Below are 16,167 nucleotides of genomic sequence, written 5' to 3'. Positions count from 1 at the left end.
CTGCGCACGGATCGGCTGTCGGGTTTCTGCAACCGATGGCTCGACCTCAAGTGGCTGACGCGGGTTCGTCTCTATCGCGCCAGTTTGATGTTTGGTCTGGCACTTCATGGAGACACGGCGCGACTGCTCGGTACCTGGAACAGGCAGAAACCCTAAAGTCGCCACGCAATAGGTGTAAGTCTTTCGATCTAGATCTAATTGTATAACTGGAAGTGTATTGAATATGGTAGTTCATTCTCCCTAATATTGCGCTTGGCGCAGGGAGATTTTCATAGCGTGTACTACAAACACTTTTCTTTTAATCGATAAAAGTGCCCGCACGAGTATAAGCGTGCAACGGGCGATGCCACCCCCCTGCGCTTGTTGGCGGTTCTACCGCCTCCATGGAGGGGCGCATGTCGCAGAATTCCAAACTACCGTTACACCACATTGCCACAACGGCCATATACGGCGGCGCGCCTACAGCGTCGCGACCGATCTATGCCACATCGGCCAAACGCAGTTTCGACCTGTTGGTAACAATAGTCCTGGCGCCTTTTACGTTGGCGATCATTGGCATCCTCGCGCTGCTTGTCTGCCTAGATGGTGGAAGCGCCTTCTATTGCCAGCCACGCGTCGGCAAGAACGGGAAGACTTTCAAGCTCTGGAAGCTTCGAACAATGGTGCCAAATGCGGATGAGCAACTGCGGGCATATCTCGAGGCAAACCCCAATGCTCGAAAGGAATGGGACAGCAACCAAAAACTGCGGGACGACCCGCGCATCACCCTGGTCGGGAAGTATCTGCGCAAGTATTCCTTCGACGAATTGCCGCAGCTTTGGAATGTACTTGTTGGTGATATGAGCCTCGTAGGTCCACGACCCATGATGCCGGATCAGCGGCAATACTATCCGGGGACGGCCTATTTCACCATGCGCCCCGGAATAACGGGGCTCTGGCAGATCAGTGATCGCAACGACTGCACATTTGCAGAGCGGGCGATCCATGATAACCGCTATGCCGGAATTATGTCGTTCAGCCTGGATCTGTGGATCCTCTCGAAGACCCCGGCTGTGGTGCTGCAGGGGACAGGCGTGTGAAGGGCATGTTACCTCTGCGGGCGGCGGTGATTATCCGAATTGGCGAAATCGGTTATGCCCCATTTGCAATCAAGTGACGAAATTCACTTGTCAGGATTTGCATCGGCAGTTTGGCTGCGGTCATACGACACTTGATACGTGCCGCTCTCGACAGGAAACATCGCGTAGACGGCGCCTTTGATGGTCTCGGTCTTGTAGTCCACTGGCATCCGGTCGCGGGTGATCCCCGAAATCTCGATCCCTCCGCTTCTTGCCGGGACCATTCCGCGAAGCATCTTTCCGGTTCTCGGGTCGGCGAAAGCGTCAAAGGTGAGAATGCTATCGCTCCAGGCGATATGCGCGAAATGGGAATTGTTGCGGCCGTCCGTCCAGTCGAGCAACTGCCGCGCCGAAACCAGGGGGATACCACGGGCTTTTGCCGCAGCCGTCAACTGCCTGTCGAAATCGTCAGTGAAGTCGTAGTGGGTCCCGAATGCGCCATAATAGCCTTCAGGCCCGAGCGCCCTGTCCAGTTGCGCTTCGATGGCCGACGGAAAGCCCATTCCGCTTTCGTTCACCAGATGCGTGGGCAACTGGTAAACGTCAATCATAGTCCCATCAAGATCGGCAAAACGCATTGGCAGGCCGGAGCCGGTCATGAAACCGGGACGGTCCTTTATCCACTCGGGGGGCCAGTAATAGTAGTTCAGGTCCATACGAATGCCGTAGCGTGCCTCCACCTTCGCCGTGCCTGCCCATTCGCTCCACGGCAAGCAATGGGTGCGACTTCCCGTCTGGGCAGGCAAGTCACGATATTTAGTGCGGAAGTCGTAAAGCTGTTTGGCGACAATCTCGGAGAATACCGAGGGCTCGACGTTCTTGCAGCCGGTGTTGACGTGTAGGCCGATATCGAAACCGTCTGCGGTATAGGTGCGGGCGTCCTCCGCTGTCAAACCGGAGGTCGTGTAAATCCACGAGGTCGCGCGATAACATTCCCAGTCGATGAGCGAGCACCCCGCGGGGTCATTGTCCTTAAGTGCATCGAACGATCTCTGGCTCCCCATTTTGGTCCCATGATTATCGCCCGCCATCACGAGAACCGCCTTGTGGACTTTGGGAAAATACCACAGCCGCGGCAGCGGCGCCTTGCCTTCAAGCATCAAATTCATCAGGTTGACGAGCAGGCGCTGCTGCTCGTCAGCCACTGGAATGGCGCTCCGCTCAAGGTCATTCCAGTCGGGGTGTTCATCGCCTTCCTTGGCGCCGAAGAACAGATCGTTCGGCCGGATGACGGGATTCCCATCGCGCTCATCACCGACCCAAGCGGGATTGCCCTGGCGCGTATAGACGATGGACCGGGCGAGATCGTAGCTGAACGCCGCAGCTTGACCTCCAGCCTTGCCAATCTCACGAAGCGTGATAGCCGGGTGGAGCGTGGCGTTCGAAGCGTCGCTATAGAGCCGAGCGATCTCGGTCACACCTTCCTTCCGGGTGTATAAATCCGCCGCGCCGTGGTACTGGATGGTCTCACCGGTGATGCCGTGCCCGGGCTCTGCCGCCGTGTCGATCAGCAGGTAACCATCCTTCACTGGCGCGCCGCCGTTTTCCAATCCCAAAAGCCGGGCCAGCTTCTTGTCAGGGCGCATGCTGATGAGATCGCCACCTCCTTGGACCCATCGCGAAAACATCCCCACCTGTGTCTCGCTCAGCGGCATCTCACCGAGAATGGCGAGACTGAATCGGTCGAGCAGCTGGTCGGTAATTTGCGAGAGCTCGATACTTTCAAAGGAGCCGACGCCCTCGGCCCGCAGAATCTCGCTGTAATACTTGGTGAACGGCTGGCTTGCGGAGGTAATAATCAGTATTTGGCCTCCGAAGCCTTGTTCAAGATCGCGCCGCGTCGTGAATGACCAACGGCGGCTGAGCGTCAGAGGGTTGCCGGCCTTGTCGCGCGCGTCCACGGCAATGGCCGCCATATACTTGGTAGAGATCGCTAGCGGCACGGCGGGCGAAAGCACCACGGAGCGGTTCTGCTCGTCGTAGATGGCGCTCGCTTCGACCGTTACATCCGCTGCTGACAGCCAGAACGAATTGATCCTTACCCTCGCAGGATCTATTCCATCGCCAAAGGTCACCATGATTGCGGCATCAGGATCTACATCAGTGCTATCCGCCGAGGGGGCGACCCAGGAAACAACGGCGGGCGCATAATCCCCCGAGGGGAACCAAGCAAGTATCGCACCTAAAATCGCTGCCCAGATCAGTACCAGGCCTTTGGCCAATTTCTTGCCTCCCCAACTCGACAATGCCGGCAGCGGCGTGCTTCGGCTATGGGGGTTATAAAACCAGTTTCTCGGCTGCCGAATGCAGTCGATGCTTGAAAACTTTAACTATACAGCGGCTGTTCCTCCGCGACACTGCATCTTTCGGCGGACCGGGCTCTCGATCATCCACCACCGATGGAGGAAACGCTTGTACCTGGGGATCGCCGGCATAATTGCTGAAGTTGAATCAGCCATATGGCGTAGAGCAGGGCGAGGAGCCGAGGAGCCTCCAACAGATTCTTGCGGTCGGGTAGCCTGTGACGGTATTACGAAAGAGATCATTGACCATGTGGCAAGCTCGGAAATGTTGTTGCGTGGATTTTCCGTGACATAGCCATCTGCCGAACTTCTGTCCCTGGCGGGCGAGAAGTTGTCGTTCACCATCGCTGGCATCCCTATTTCGGTCGTCGTCTGCGGCTGCACTACAGCGAGAACCGTAAGAAGGGCCAATTTGTCCACGTTGTCGTGCCCGCGTTGTGACGGCGATCGCAGCATGGACGCTCGATGCGGCGTGCTGTGCTGGCATGGAATTGGGGGACGCCCCGGGGCCTCATTGCCGGCGCTTGCGGATCTGGATGACTTCTTAGCACCGCGGAATGCGGCGAACGGCATCTCGTCGAGGAACACCAAAATGCCCGATCCCCAATTTCGCCTTCAACGGTATCAGCGTCAACTCCTGATCTCTTTCGAACCGCCGCGCCTTCTCGGTCTTCCTGCAAGCGAACGCCGCCGGTTGGTGTCCAATCTTGCGACGCTTCTCATCGAAGCGGCAATGATGACGACCCGTTGAGATCCTTCCTCCACCATCCTGAACGCAAACGTGCGGCAATCAAGCCCAGGTCAGGTTGAGAACAATCCAGAGAGCCGTCGCCGGCAATATGAGCTTGTTGCCGTCGCACGGCATCGCGGCTTCCGCACCGTTGAAGTCATCGACGATAATCTCGGGCGATCGGCCAGTGGAATAGTTGTTCGTCCAGGATTTGAGAAGCTAGTAGCGGCATTATGCGCCGGTGAAGTCGGCGCTGTTCTTTGCTTTGATGCGTCACGTCTGGCTCGCAATGGTCGCGACTGGCATCATTGAAAGCCGCCGAGGATCTAATCGCCGTTGGATGAAAGTTCAGGGCAGGTTACCGCAGCAGCGAGAACTATGGCGTTTATCTGACTACCCGGATCGAAAGGTCATGCGGAAACACGAACAGTCGAAACGCTGATGTTTCCCTTGATGTCCCGCGAAGCCGCGCTCCGCAATTCCGCGACGTGGCACAGTAGATGGTACATCGGCACACCGCCGACCGTGCCTCTCCTTGCAAGTCCTAACTTTGGCGGAAACGGAATGGCGGCCCCACCAATGCAAAGTAGGAGTGTGGTCTGGCTCCTTAATACTAGGTAAGGAGATACGTCTTTTGGCGCGCTCAGTACTGCATTCCATTTCGTTTACTCTGGGATTGAAAAGTATTCTCTTTTTGAAAGAGACATTGCCAGGCGAATAGGAACTCTCGATGGCCATGCCGGTCGTGGTTTCAAACAACAAACACAACTCAACGGGAACTTTGGCAGCATGATTGCGTCCGATGTCACGCTGCATGACGGTGTAGTCATCCATCACCCGGAGCTCGTAAACCTCTATGGTTGTACAGTAGAAGCCGGCACGCGGATCGGAACCTTCGTGGAAATCCAGAAGAAGGCCGCGGTTGGAAAAAATTGCAAGATTTCCAGCCATTCCTTCATCTGCGAGGGAGTGACGCTCGAAGACGGCGTGTTCATTGGCCACGGGGTCATGTTCACTAACGATCTTTTCCCGCGCGCCGTGAATGCGGACGGAGGACTTCAGTCGGAGAGCGATTGGGTTGTCGTCCCGACGTTGGTCAAACGTCGCGCCTCTATCGGCAGCAACGCCACTATTCTCGCGGGCGTGACGATCGGAGAGGCCGCGCAAGTTGGCGCCGGAGCGGTGGTAACCAGGAATGTACCGGACTACGCGATCGTTGCCGGCGTACCCGCCAGGGTAATCGGACGCGTCAAGGACAATGAAATCGAGACTTGTTCGGTGGGGGGCTGAAATGATCGGTGTTGCAGTCGTGGGCTATGGTTATTGGGGCCCAAACCTCGTCCGCAATTTCTGGGAAATTCCGGTAACGCGCCTGGTCTGCGTGTGCGACTTGCGCAAGGATCGGTTGGCGGCCGTCCAGAACCAGTATCCGGCCGTTGAAATCACCGACAATTTCGACGAGATCCTACGCGATCCGCGGATAGACGCCGTCGCGATCGCGACACCCGCCCACACTCATTTCAAGTTAGCAATGCAGGCACTGATGGCTGGTAAGCACATCTTGGTCGAGAAACCGATGGCGGCGACATCGGATGAAGCACGCCGCATGGTCGATGAGGCGGCCCGCCGCAACCTCGTGCTTGCCGTCGATCACACCTTCGTGCACACCGGAGCAGTACGCAAGATGCGTGAGCTTGTCGAGAACGGGCTTGGCGACGTCTACTACTACGATTCGGTGCGCGTTAATCTCGGCCTTTTCCAGCACGACGTCAGCGTCATCTGGGACCTCGCTGTGCATGATCTATCGATTATGGATTATGTCCTGCCTGAACGACCGGTTGCCGTTTCTGCGACTGGCATGAGCCATGTTGTCGGTGAACCAGCGAATATCGCCTATCTCAATCTTTTCTTCGAGAGCAAGCTGCTCGCTCATATCCACGTAAACTGGCTCGCCCCCGTGAAGGTGCGCCGGACCCTGATCGGCGGCAGCAGCAAGATGATCCTCTATGATGATCTGGAGCCGAGCGAAAAGATAAAGGTCTATGACAAGGGCATCACGCTGAACGGCTGCCCGCAGAAGAACGGTGAAAAGGTCTACCAGATGCTGGTCGGATATCGCACCGGCGACATGTATGCCCCCCACCTCGATCTTGCTGAAGCGCTCGGCATCGAACTGCGCCAATTCGTAGACTGCATCGAACGCAACGAAGTCTCCGTCTCCGATGGAAACGCTGGGCTGCGGGTGGTCAGGATTCTCGAAGCTGCCACCCAGTCGCTCGCTGAACGCGGTCGCATCGTTGAACTCGAGCACATGAGGCGCACCGCATGATCCCCTTCCTCGATCTCAAGGAACAATATGCTTCGATTAAGGACGAGATCGACGCGGCGGTGCTGCACGTGCTGGCTTCCGCGCAGTACGTGCTGGGTGAAGAGGTCGCGCAGTTCGAGCGGGAATTTGCAACGTATTGCAGTACGGAGCACGCGGTCGCCGTCAATTCGGGTACCAGTGCGCTCCATCTCGCCTTGCTCGCGCTCGGTATTGGCCCGGGAGACGAAGTCATAACCGTGCCCTTCACCTTCGTCGCCACGGTTTCGGCTATCTGTTACACCGGCGCGAAGCCCGTTTTCGTCGACGTCGAACCAGTGACGCTGACGATGGACGCGGCGAAGCTCGAAGCTGCCATTACCTCCCGAACCAAAGCGATCATACCGGTGCACCTGTACGGCCAAATGGCCGATATGGATGCGATCAAGGCGGTTGCCGATTTCCATGGCGTGCCCGTCATCGAGGATGCCTGCCAGGCCCACGGTGCGGAGTACAAGGGCCGGCCCGCCGGAAGCATCGGAGTCTCAGGTTGTTTCAGTTTCTATCCGGGTAAGAACCTCGGCGCCTGCGGCGAAGGCGGTATTTTCGTCACCAGCAATGACAGTCACGCGCGCACCGTACGCATGCTACGCGATTGGGGACAGGAACGCCGGTACCATCACGTGCTCAAGGGCTTCAATTACCGGATGGACGGCATTCAAGGTGCTATCCTGCGTGTAAAGCTGAGGCATCTCAACAACTGGACGCAATCGCGCCGCGCCCATGCAGCCCGCTATTCCGCGCTGCTGGCTGGATCTAACGATGTGAGGGCGCCCTTAGAGGCTGCCGACCGGCGTCACGTCTACCACATTTATGCGATCCAGAGCCGGGATCGCGAATACTTGCAAAGGGCGCTGGCTATTCAGGGCATCCAATTCGGTTTGCACTATCCCATTCCGGTGCATCTGCAGAAAGCGCATGCTGACCTCGGCTACGCCCCTGGAGATTTTCCGAGATCGGAGTCTGCGGCTCGCTCGGTACTGTCGCTGCCCATCTACCCGGAAATGACCACGAGGCAGATCGAAGAGGTGGCGTCGGCGGTGGAGCAGGAGGCCCATGTCCATTGAACGCCCCGCGACTTGCCGAGTTGTCCCGGCGGTGCATGGCCGCCGTGAACCCGTCGGCGACCCTCCGTACCAAGTGGAACTGGTCAAGGAGCTCAGACGGGCCTACGGCACCGCGGGGCTGGTTGAGCTTTACGGTCGCTTCTCGACGGGCGACGGCTTCACCGACGCTCTGATGCGCAAGGTGATCTGGCAGAGCGCCGCGAGGCGTTGCGGGAGCGGTCTGCAGGTGGGCAGCGGCGCCGGCTTCAAACATCCGGAGACCTTCGAGATCGGCGACGGCGTGTTCATCGGCGCGCAGGCCTATGTGCAGGGCCGCTATGACGGGAAATGTCTGATCGGCGACAATGTTTGGATCGGGCCGCAGGCATATCTCGACGCGCGCGAGCTCGTTATTGAGGAATTCGTTGGATGGGGGCCGGGCGCCAAAATTCTAGGATCCAGCCACACCGGTATCCCCGCCGATATACCGATCATCCGAACCGACCTAGAAATCAAGCCCGTCTACATTGGCGCATGGGCCGATATTGGGACGAATGCCACCATCTTGTCCGGTGTCACGATCGGCAAAGGGGCGCTCGTGGGGGCCGGCGCGGTCGTCGTCTCTGACGTGGCGCCTTTTTCCGTCGTTGCGGGGGTGCCCGCGAAATTCCTGCGCTGGCGGGGAGATTCTGATGCGTTGCCGGCGAAACTTAGCAACGGGGGCCTTGATGAGAAATAAACGGATACTGATCACGGGCGGGGCAGGCCTCATAGGTTCGCATATCGCCGATCTCGTCGCGCGCGAAGAACCTCGTGAAATCCTGATCCTCGACAATTTTGTTCGCGGCAAGCGGGAAAACCTCCATCAGGCAGCGAGCACAGGGCGGGTGAGGATCATTGAAGGCGATATCAGGGACCGCGCTCTTCTGGCGAGAGTGATGGACGGCGTCGACGTCGTGTTCCACCAAGCGGCCATTCGCATCACGCAGTGCGCCGAGGAGCCGAGGCTTGCCTTCGACGTGCTGGCCGGGGGCACCTTCGATGTTCTCGAAGCGGCTGTCAAGGCAGGCGTGTCGAAAGTGGTCGCCGCTTCTTCGGCCTCCGTGCTGGGCCTGGCCGAGAGCTTCCCGACGACCGAGGATCATCACCCTTACAATAACAGGACCATTTACGGCGCCGCCAAGGCCTTCAACGAGGGGCTGCTGCGCAGCTTCACCGAGATGTACGGCCTTAACTATGTCGCGCTTCGGTACTTCAACGTATACGGCCCGCGCATGGACGTCCATGGTGTCTATACGGAGGTGCTGATCCGCTGGATGGAGCGTATTGCGGCCGGACGCCCGCCGATCATCCTCGGTGACGGCACCCAGACGCTGGACTTCGTGCATGTCCGCGATATCGCACGGGCCAATCTCCTGGCAGCGAAATCCGATGTTACGGACGAGGTGTTCAACGTCGCCAGCGGTACGGAGACAAGCCTCAAGGATCTCGCTGAACTGCTCGCCCGCATCATGGGCTCGTCGATCGAGCCGCAGTACGAGCCGGCGCGAAAGGTGAACGCGGTTACGCGCCGGCTGGCCGATATGCGCAAAGCGGAACAGCTTCTGGGCTTCAAGACCGAGATTTCGCTTGAGGAGGGGCTGCGTGAGCTCATCGCGTGGTGGCAGAGCGAGCGCGCCTCGGCAGGAGGAGAGGCGGCATGAGCGATGCACCCCACCAGCTCCCGGTCGCCAAGCCCGTTCTCGATGAGCGGGAGGTGGAGGCCGTCCGGCGCGTCGTTCTTTCGGGTTGGGTCACTCAGGGTCCCGAAGTCGCAGCGTTCGAAAGGGAGTTCGCCGACTTCGTGGGCGCTGCGCACGCCTGCGCCGTTTCGAACTGCACAACCGCGCTTCACCTCGCCTTGAAGTGCGTTGGTGTCGGCGCCGGAGACGAGGTGATCACGGTCAGCCACTCTTTTATCGCGACGGCAAACGCCATCCGTTACTGCGATGCACTACCCGTTTTCGTCGACATAGAAGCGGGTGGCTACAATATGGATCCCGATCTCCTCGAGGCGGCAATCACGACGCGCACCAAGGCAATTCTGTGCGTGCACCAGCTCGGCATGCCTTGCGACCTTCGCCGCATTGTCGAGATCGGCAAACACTATGCCATTCCGGTGATTGAAGATGCCGCCTGTGCTGCCGGAAGCGAGATCTTATGGCAAGGGCAATGGAAAAGAATCGGCAAACCGCACGGCGACATCGCATGTTTCTCGTTCCACCCCCGAAAGGTCGTAACTACCGGCGACGGCGGCATGCTTACGACTGCAAACGACGAGTACGATCGAAAGTTCAGGCTTTGGCGCCAGCATAGCATGAGCGTCCCGGATACCGTCCGGCATGGGGCCAAGCAGGTAATCTTCGAAGGCTATCCAGAGCTCGGTTACAACTATCGCATGACAGACCTACAGGCTGCGATCGGCCGGGAGCAGTTGAAGAGACTTGCTGCGTTCGTAACGCGGCGAAGGGAGCTTGCCGAGCAATATACGCGGTGCCTTTCTCGAATCGCAGGACTACAGACACCGGCCGAGCCCGTCTGGGCCAGAAGCAACTGGCAGAGCTATTGCGTGGGACTTCCAGGGTGGCTGGACCAACGCAACGCCATGCAGGCGCTGCTCGATCGCGGGGTCTCGTCGCGTCGCGGAATCATGAACATCCATCTGGAGCAAGCCTACGCGGGAAGCGAATCGCACAGGGCCGCCACGACCCTGGGGCGGAGCGTCACGGCGCAACAGACCTCGGTGATCCTTCCCCTTTTCGTGCAAATGACGGATGCAGACGTGGCGCTGATCGCAGAGGAACTACTCTCCATTGCCGCGGTGGCCAAGGCCGCGGCCTTGCCTGCGCTGTGACAACCTCCCCTTCGGCCGCTCGTCAATGACGCGCTGGCGGGCCGCATGGGCGAGGAGCGATTGGCGGTGCTCTTGCAAAAGCCTGGCGGTTTCGGTCAAAACCGAGGTGTGCAGCCGCGGAAAACGCGCGGGTGAGGGTGGTCGTCGGTACTACCGTGCAGCCGAAGAACGTCATATTCGCCATCGACGCGAAGCTGATCCACTGGGCGCGCGACCCACCAGCGCTACAACCTGCCAAGCAATTCAAACGGTCGAATAGGCCGTTGCGGACGCTCAGGACCGGTCTCGGCCATACCGTTCGCGACATTCGCCGCCTGATCGGCAAGGACGAGAAGCTGCAAACTGTGTTCCAATGACCGCTCTACCAAGCGACGACAGTCCTGGAGCAAAGGCAACCCAGGCGATCGCAAGATCTACAGCCTGCATGCGCCGGAGGTGGAATGAATCGGCAGGTGCAGTCCTACGAGTTCGGTGTGGGGGTCTTACTCGCAACAACACGCAAGCGCTGGCAAGGCGACCAGTGCGCCCTGCATGCGAGGCTCTGGCCGAGGCGGCGCTCGGCTGTCGAACCGGCCCATCGGCCATCTCAAGGCCGAGCACCGCATGGTTCGAAAGTGACTTGCCGGCAAACACGGCGATGCCATCAATGCCGTCCTGGCCGCTGCCGAGGTAGCTTCTGAGGCTGCTGCTCGCCTGCGCACCGGAGCGAAACCTCGCCGCTTAGCTCCGTTCCTTCTTCACTGTCAACAATCTTCCCATTGGTGAGCGACTCACGGTGCGCGCGAGAACCAGGCCCGTATTGTCGCAGGTAACGGCACGAGTTCCGTAAGCACCCGTAGCGAATGAGCCCCGGTCAGCATCGTCATCAGGAGACCGATAACCGTTGCGGGCCAGAGCGGTAGCAGCGTGACGGCGGCAAAGACGAGCACGGATGCAGGCAGGAACACCAGCCCAAGCCGGCGATTTTCATACGACCAGCGGAAGCCCGAAAGCCGCCGAACGATCACATAGATCAGAATACTGTGCCAGACATAGAGGCCAAAGAAAGCGGCGCCGGCGCCGACCGACCCAAACACTCCGACCAGTAGCCACGCGAGCCCGACATGCACCGTTGTTGCCGCAACCTCAGTCCAGAAGAAGGCGCCCTTTGCGCCCTTGGCAAGAACGATGAAGCCCATCGGCCATGAGATGATCCGCAGGATCATGCCGAGGCAAATCCATCGGAGGAGCTCCACTGCGCCGTAGAATTCGGGAGAATACAGCAGCCCTATAACGAGAGGTGCCGCGGTCAGCGTCGCAATCAAGCCGGGACCTGCAAGGAGCATGCTGATCTGCGCCTGTTCGTTGACGAGACGGTTGCACTCGGTGTCGTCGTTGGCGACCGCCGTCAGCCGCGGATAGAAATCGGTGCCCATTGCCTGCAGAATGAAACTGGCATAAAGGCCGCCCAGCGTCCACGCCGCCTGGTAAAGGCCAGCTGCAGTGATGCCTTCCGCTCGTAAGACGATGATGCGGATCGCATAGGCGGCGCCAAGCGTCAGAAAACCGCTGATCATGAACACGAAGCCGAGTTTCAGGAGGGCAGAGGCTTCCCAGCGAACGCGAAGCGCCGAAGTTGACCGCGTCGCTATCCGCATCTTCCTGCCGTACCACCAGCAAGTGACGAGCGACGCCGCAGCGACCGCAACGAGAGAAACGGCTATTCCGGCCGTGCCAAGGAAGTAAATCAGCGGAATGCTAATGACCGTACTGAAGAAGGCGGCAAAGACATTGATGCGGGCGAGGGTCCTAATGTCCCGCATGCCTTGGATCAATGCGGTCTGACCGTCGGCCACTAGGCGGAAGAGGATCGCTGCAGAGAGCAGGAGGATGCCGGAGGCGTAATGGGGATCGCCAAACGTGAAAGTCGCGATCGGATGGGCGAGCACAGCGAGGAGCAGTGCCCCCAAAAGACCCAAGACGACAGACGTCCGCCGTAGAACGGTCGCTGTACGGGCGACTCTCTCGGTATCGCCAGTGCCGACCGCCTCGGCGATCTGGCGTACGCCGCTCGCCTGGATTCCTAGTCCGGCAATCGCGTAGGCGATGTCGGCAACGGAGCTGTAGAGGCCAATCAACCCTACACCCGCTGGACCGAGGAGCATGGCCATCGCCTTGTTGCGAATTACGGAAAACAGTAGCGTAACCACAGATGAGCCGCCGATGAGCGCTGTCGACTTGAGGATCTGGGTGTAACTGCGTTCACCCTCGGAGTTTGCGCGCAGTTCCAAGGACATCAGTCGCCTCCGCTATTGCGCGGCCGGACGCGAGGATGCGTGCGACGACCGTTTCGGTGCTTGGTTCCCAGGCGGCCAGGCGCCAGCCAAATATCTTCTGGAATTTATCGGTGCACAGGCGCGAGTCCCTGGGACGCCGGGCTTTCGTGGGGAAATCGGCCGCGGCGATGTCCTCTACGATGGCGGAAGGGCCGCCGTTGAGGCGGCTCGCGGCAAACACATGTCTTGCGAAACCAGACCAGTTGCTTTCGCCCGTCCCGGTGAGATGGTAGGTGCCGAAGCAATCCTGCCTCGGATGCGTCGCGATCAGCAGTACCGCAGCTGCCAGGTCGAGTGCCGATGTGGGATTGCCGTACTGGTCCGAAACGACCGAAAGGCGTTCCCGGCCTGCGGCGAGCCTTAGCATCGTCTTGACGAAGTTGGTGCCGAAGGGGCTGTAGACCCAGCTCGTCCGCAAGATGATGTGACGCGCTGTGATGCTTGCGACGGCTTTTTCCCCTTCGACTTTAGTAGCGCCGTACACAGTGTGTGGCCTCGTCTCGTCGTCCTCCCGGCGAGGTGTGCGATCGTCGCCCGAAAAGACGTAGTCGGTCGATAGATGGATAACTGATACCCCGAGCCTTGTCGCTGCCTCAGCGACGCAGGCAGCCCCCGCGACGTTGACGGCATGCGCCAACGCGGGCTCGTCCTCCGCACGGTCGACGGCAGTGTAGGCCGCAGCCGAAATTACGATATCCGGCCTTGCCGCAATAATGGCTTCCCGCATTGGGATCGGTCTCGTGAGGTCGAACTCGGGGCGGCCGATGGTAATCAACTCGATGTCGCGTGATCGCGCCGCAACCTCGATCAGGCTGGTGACGAGCTGGCCGGTGGTGCCGGTCGCAAGCACTCTCATCGCATTGCCGCCAGCCTGCCGAGGCGCTCGCCACGGTAGTTCCTTTCGCGGATCGGCTGCCACCACCAACTGTTCGCCAGATACCAGTCGATCGTTTGCGACAATCCCGTCTCAAAGCTTTCCAACGGTTTCCAGCCAAGTTCGCGTTCGATCTTGGTCGTATCCATGGCATAGCGCCGGTCGTGCCCGGGTCGATCGTCGACAAATGCGATGAGGTCGCGATAGCTCCGGCGGTTTCGCCGCGGCTGCTTGTGATCGAGAATATCGCAGATCGTCTCCACCACCGCGAGGTTGGAGCGCTCGGAGCTTCCACCGATATTGTAGCTCTCGCCGATTCCGCCGTTCCTCGCGACCAGCTCCAGAGCGCGTGCGTGGTCGTCAACATAAAGCCAGTCGCGAACATTGGTGCCGTTGCCGTAGACCGGGAGCGGCCTTTCCTCCAGGGCATTGAGAATGATCAAAGGCACCAGCTTTTCCGGAAAGTGAAACGGACCATAGTTATTGGAACAATTGGTAATGACGACGGGCAGGCCAAAGGTGTGATGCCAGGCGCGAACAAGGTGATCAGATCCAGCCTTTGAGGCGGAATAGGGCGAGGATGGAGCATAGGGCGTCTCCTCGCGGAAACTGCTGTCATCAAGGGAAAGATCGCCGAACACTTCGTCAGTTGAAACATGGTGGAAGCGGAACCGTTCGGCTGCCGTTTCCGGTAGGCTGCGCCAATATTTCATTGCCGCCTGGAGCAGCCTGAATGTGCCGACGATGTTCGTCTCGATGAACGTGCCAGGGCCGTCAATCGACCGGTCCACATGTGTTTCCGCGGCAAGATGCATAATGCGGTCGATACTCTCGCCAGCAAGGACATCGGCCATAGCTGCCTCGTCGCAAATGTCGCCGCGGACGAAGCGGTAGTTCGGTAAGGCCTCGATCTGCCGAAGCGACGCCGGATTGCCGGCATAGGTAAGCTTATCGAGGTTGATGACACGTTTGCCTGGATCGGCCACAAGGTATCGGCAGAGGGCGGAGCCAATGAAGCCGGCGCCGCCGGTGACGAGGATGTTCATAGCCGAGCCCCCTCCACCGGGAAGTTGAACAGTTCGGCTTGCCCCAACGGCGGAGCCGCGGCGTCCTTGTCGGAAACTTGGAATTCGGCGACTGGTAGCGGCCAGGCGATTCCGATCTCGGGATCGTCAAAACGGATCGATCTGTCGTGAGCTGGTGAATAAGGATTGGTGACCTTGTAGATCACCTCCGTATCCGGTTCGAGCGTCAGGAAGCCGTGCGAAAAACCCTTTGGAATCAGGAGCTGGTTCCACTTGCGAGCCGAAACCTCGGCCGCGACCCATTGTGCAAAGCTTGGCGAGCCGCGGCGAATGTCCACCGCGACGTCGAAGATGGCGCCTCTTATCACCCTGACCAGCTTGTCCTGTGCATAGGGTGAGAGTTGGTGGTGAAGTCCGCGCAGAACGCCTTTCGCGGCCGAATAGGAATGATTGTCCTGAACGAAGTGCAACGCGATCCCCGCTTCGGCGAATTTGCGCTCGTTCCAAGTTTCAGAGAAGAAGCCACGTTCGTCCTCGATCCTGCCCGGCAGGATCTCCAGGACACCGTCTAGGCCAAGCGATCTGATGACGACGAGGCTCATCCGGCATATTCCTCTACCAGCCGGCGGAGGTAGGAGGCGTAGGCCGTCCTGCCGAGCACGCCGGCCCGTCGCAACACGTCTTCGGGCCCAAGCCAGCCCATGTCGAGCGCGATTTCTTCTGGGCAGGCTATCTGGACACCCTGACGGCGTTCGACGGTTCGCACGAAGGAGGAGGCGTCATGCAAACTGTCATAGGTGCCTGTATCGAGCCACGCATAGCCTCGTCCGAGCTGGCAGACATGCAGCCGATCCCGCTCCAGATAGATGTTGTTGACCGTGGTGATCTCGAGTTCGCCTCGCGCGGAAGGTCGGATCGACGCAGCGATGTCGACCACATCCTTGTCGTAAAAATAGAGGCCCGTGACCGCCCAGTTGGATTTTGGCCGCGCCGGCTTTTCCTCGATCGTCACTGCTTTGCCCGTCCGCTGGTCGAAGGTGACGACGCCGTAGCGCTCCGGATCGTCGACGCGATAGGCAAAAACGGAGGCGCCAGTCTCTCGGGAAGCGGCCTGCCGGCAGACATTCGGCAAACCGTTGCCGAAAAAGATGTTGTCGCCGAGTATCATTGCGACATTGCCACTGCCGATGAAATCGCGGCCAATGATGAATGCCTCGGCAAGCCCATTGGGGTGCGGCTGTGCGGCATAGGAGAGGCTAAGCCCGAAGACGGAGCCGTCGCCAAGAAGGGCCTCGAAGCAAGGCAGGTCCCGCGGCGTGGATATAATGAGAATGTCCCGGATACCCGTCAGCATCAACACGCTCAAGGGATAATAGATCATCGGCTTGTCATAGATCGGCAGAATCTGCTTCGAGACCGAGATGGTTAACGGGTAAAGCCGCGTGCCACTTCCGCCCGCCAATATTATGCCCTTCATCCGCGCCTCCCCCCTGTCGCT

General features: G+C 59.2%; 15 protein-coding genes and 1 pseudogene. 10 read left to right on the top strand and 6 right to left on the bottom strand.

What is annotated here, in order from left to right:
* Positions 1-395: 395 nt before the first annotated feature.
* Positions 396-1,079: a sugar transferase gene (locus M1D34_RS22725; RefSeq protein ID WP_498782227.1), complete on the top strand. Its 684-nt coding sequence runs from the start codon at positions 396-398 to the stop codon at positions 1,077-1,079.
* A gap of 83 nt (positions 1,080-1,162) precedes the next feature.
* Here the strand turns inward: M1D34_RS22725 and M1D34_RS22720 are convergent, their stop codons facing one another.
* The gene (locus M1D34_RS22720; RefSeq protein WP_498784347.1) at positions 1,163-3,373 is read right to left on the bottom strand and encodes an Ig-like domain-containing domain; all 2,211 of its coding nucleotides are present in this window, start codon (positions 3,371-3,373) and stop codon (positions 1,163-1,165) included.
* A gap of 640 nt (positions 3,374-4,013) precedes the next feature.
* On the opposite strand from M1D34_RS22720, the gene M1D34_RS22715 reads away from it, so the two are divergent.
* From M1D34_RS22715 to M1D34_RS22675, 9 genes and pseudogenes are all read left to right on the top strand, one after another.
* Positions 4,014-4,172, top strand: coding sequence for a hypothetical protein (locus M1D34_RS22715; protein WP_153320402.1), 159 nt, complete (start codon positions 4,014-4,016; stop codon positions 4,170-4,172).
* Positions 4,173-4,187: 15 nt separating this feature from the next.
* A pseudogene (locus M1D34_RS22710) lies at positions 4,188-4,460 on the top strand (recombinase family protein); the annotation flags it as partial.
* Between the two features lie 480 nt (positions 4,461-4,940).
* Positions 4,941-5,441, top strand: a complete 501-nt coding sequence (locus M1D34_RS22705; protein WP_498782225.1) for an acyltransferase — start codon at positions 4,941-4,943, stop codon at positions 5,439-5,441.
* 1 nt (position 5,442) lies between these two features.
* The gene (locus tag M1D34_RS22700) at positions 5,443-6,480 is read left to right on the top strand and encodes a Gfo/Idh/MocA family protein (RefSeq protein WP_498782223.1); all 1,038 of its coding nucleotides are present in this window, start codon (positions 5,443-5,445) and stop codon (positions 6,478-6,480) included.
* Positions 6,477-7,583 (top strand): DegT/DnrJ/EryC1/StrS family aminotransferase, encoded by a 1,107-nt coding sequence (locus tag M1D34_RS22695; RefSeq protein ID WP_498782221.1) that lies wholly within the window; start codon positions 6,477-6,479, stop codon positions 7,581-7,583. Before M1D34_RS22700 ends, M1D34_RS22695 begins: the two co-directional genes overlap by 4 nt.
* Positions 7,573-8,301, top strand: a complete 729-nt coding sequence (locus M1D34_RS22690; protein WP_498782219.1) for an acyltransferase — start codon at positions 7,573-7,575, stop codon at positions 8,299-8,301. Before M1D34_RS22695 ends, M1D34_RS22690 begins: the two co-directional genes overlap by 11 nt.
* A complete protein-coding gene (locus M1D34_RS22685) occupies positions 8,291-9,265 on the top strand; it encodes an NAD-dependent epimerase/dehydratase family protein (protein ID WP_027993932.1) in 975 nt (324 codons plus the stop codon). The genes M1D34_RS22690 and M1D34_RS22685 overlap by 11 nt, the downstream gene beginning before the upstream one ends.
* A complete protein-coding gene (locus M1D34_RS22680; RefSeq protein WP_498782217.1) occupies positions 9,262-10,455 on the top strand; it encodes a DegT/DnrJ/EryC1/StrS family aminotransferase in 1,194 nt (397 codons plus the stop codon). Before M1D34_RS22685 ends, M1D34_RS22680 begins: the two co-directional genes overlap by 4 nt.
* 131 nt (positions 10,456-10,586) lie before the next feature.
* Positions 10,587-10,811 (top strand): hypothetical protein, encoded by a 225-nt coding sequence (locus M1D34_RS22675; protein WP_498782215.1) that lies wholly within the window; start codon positions 10,587-10,589, stop codon positions 10,809-10,811.
* A gap of 414 nt (positions 10,812-11,225) precedes the next feature.
* On the opposite strand, the gene M1D34_RS22670 is transcribed toward M1D34_RS22675, so the two are convergent.
* Genes M1D34_RS22670 through rfbA form a run of 5 tightly spaced genes read right to left on the bottom strand, consistent with a single transcriptional unit; the run spans position 11,226 to position 16,146 of the window.
* Positions 11,226-12,725, bottom strand: a complete 1,500-nt coding sequence (locus M1D34_RS22670) for an O-antigen translocase (protein WP_498784345.1) — start codon at positions 12,723-12,725, stop codon at positions 11,226-11,228.
* Positions 12,697-13,626 (bottom strand): dTDP-4-dehydrorhamnose reductase, encoded by a 930-nt coding sequence (rfbD, locus tag M1D34_RS22665; protein ID WP_498782213.1) that lies wholly within the window; start codon positions 13,624-13,626, stop codon positions 12,697-12,699. The genes M1D34_RS22670 and rfbD overlap by 29 nt, the downstream gene beginning before the upstream one ends.
* Positions 13,623-14,690, bottom strand: coding sequence for a dTDP-glucose 4,6-dehydratase (rfbB, locus tag M1D34_RS22660; RefSeq protein ID WP_498782211.1), 1,068 nt, complete (start codon positions 14,688-14,690; stop codon positions 13,623-13,625). The genes rfbD and rfbB overlap by 4 nt, the downstream gene beginning before the upstream one ends.
* The gene (rfbC, locus tag M1D34_RS22655; RefSeq protein ID WP_498782209.1) at positions 14,687-15,271 is read right to left on the bottom strand and encodes a dTDP-4-dehydrorhamnose 3,5-epimerase; all 585 of its coding nucleotides are present in this window, start codon (positions 15,269-15,271) and stop codon (positions 14,687-14,689) included. Before rfbC ends, rfbB begins: the two co-directional genes overlap by 4 nt.
* Positions 15,268-16,146, bottom strand: a complete 879-nt coding sequence (gene rfbA / locus M1D34_RS22650) for a glucose-1-phosphate thymidylyltransferase RfbA (RefSeq protein WP_498782207.1) — start codon at positions 16,144-16,146, stop codon at positions 15,268-15,270. Before rfbA ends, rfbC begins: the two co-directional genes overlap by 4 nt.
* Positions 16,147-16,167 lie beyond the last annotated feature (21 nt).

It is taken from the genome of Ensifer sp. D2-11, from assembly GCF_054161295.1.
Note: the sequence above shows the minus strand (reverse complement) of the source record. Positions and strands in the feature narration are given on the sequence as shown.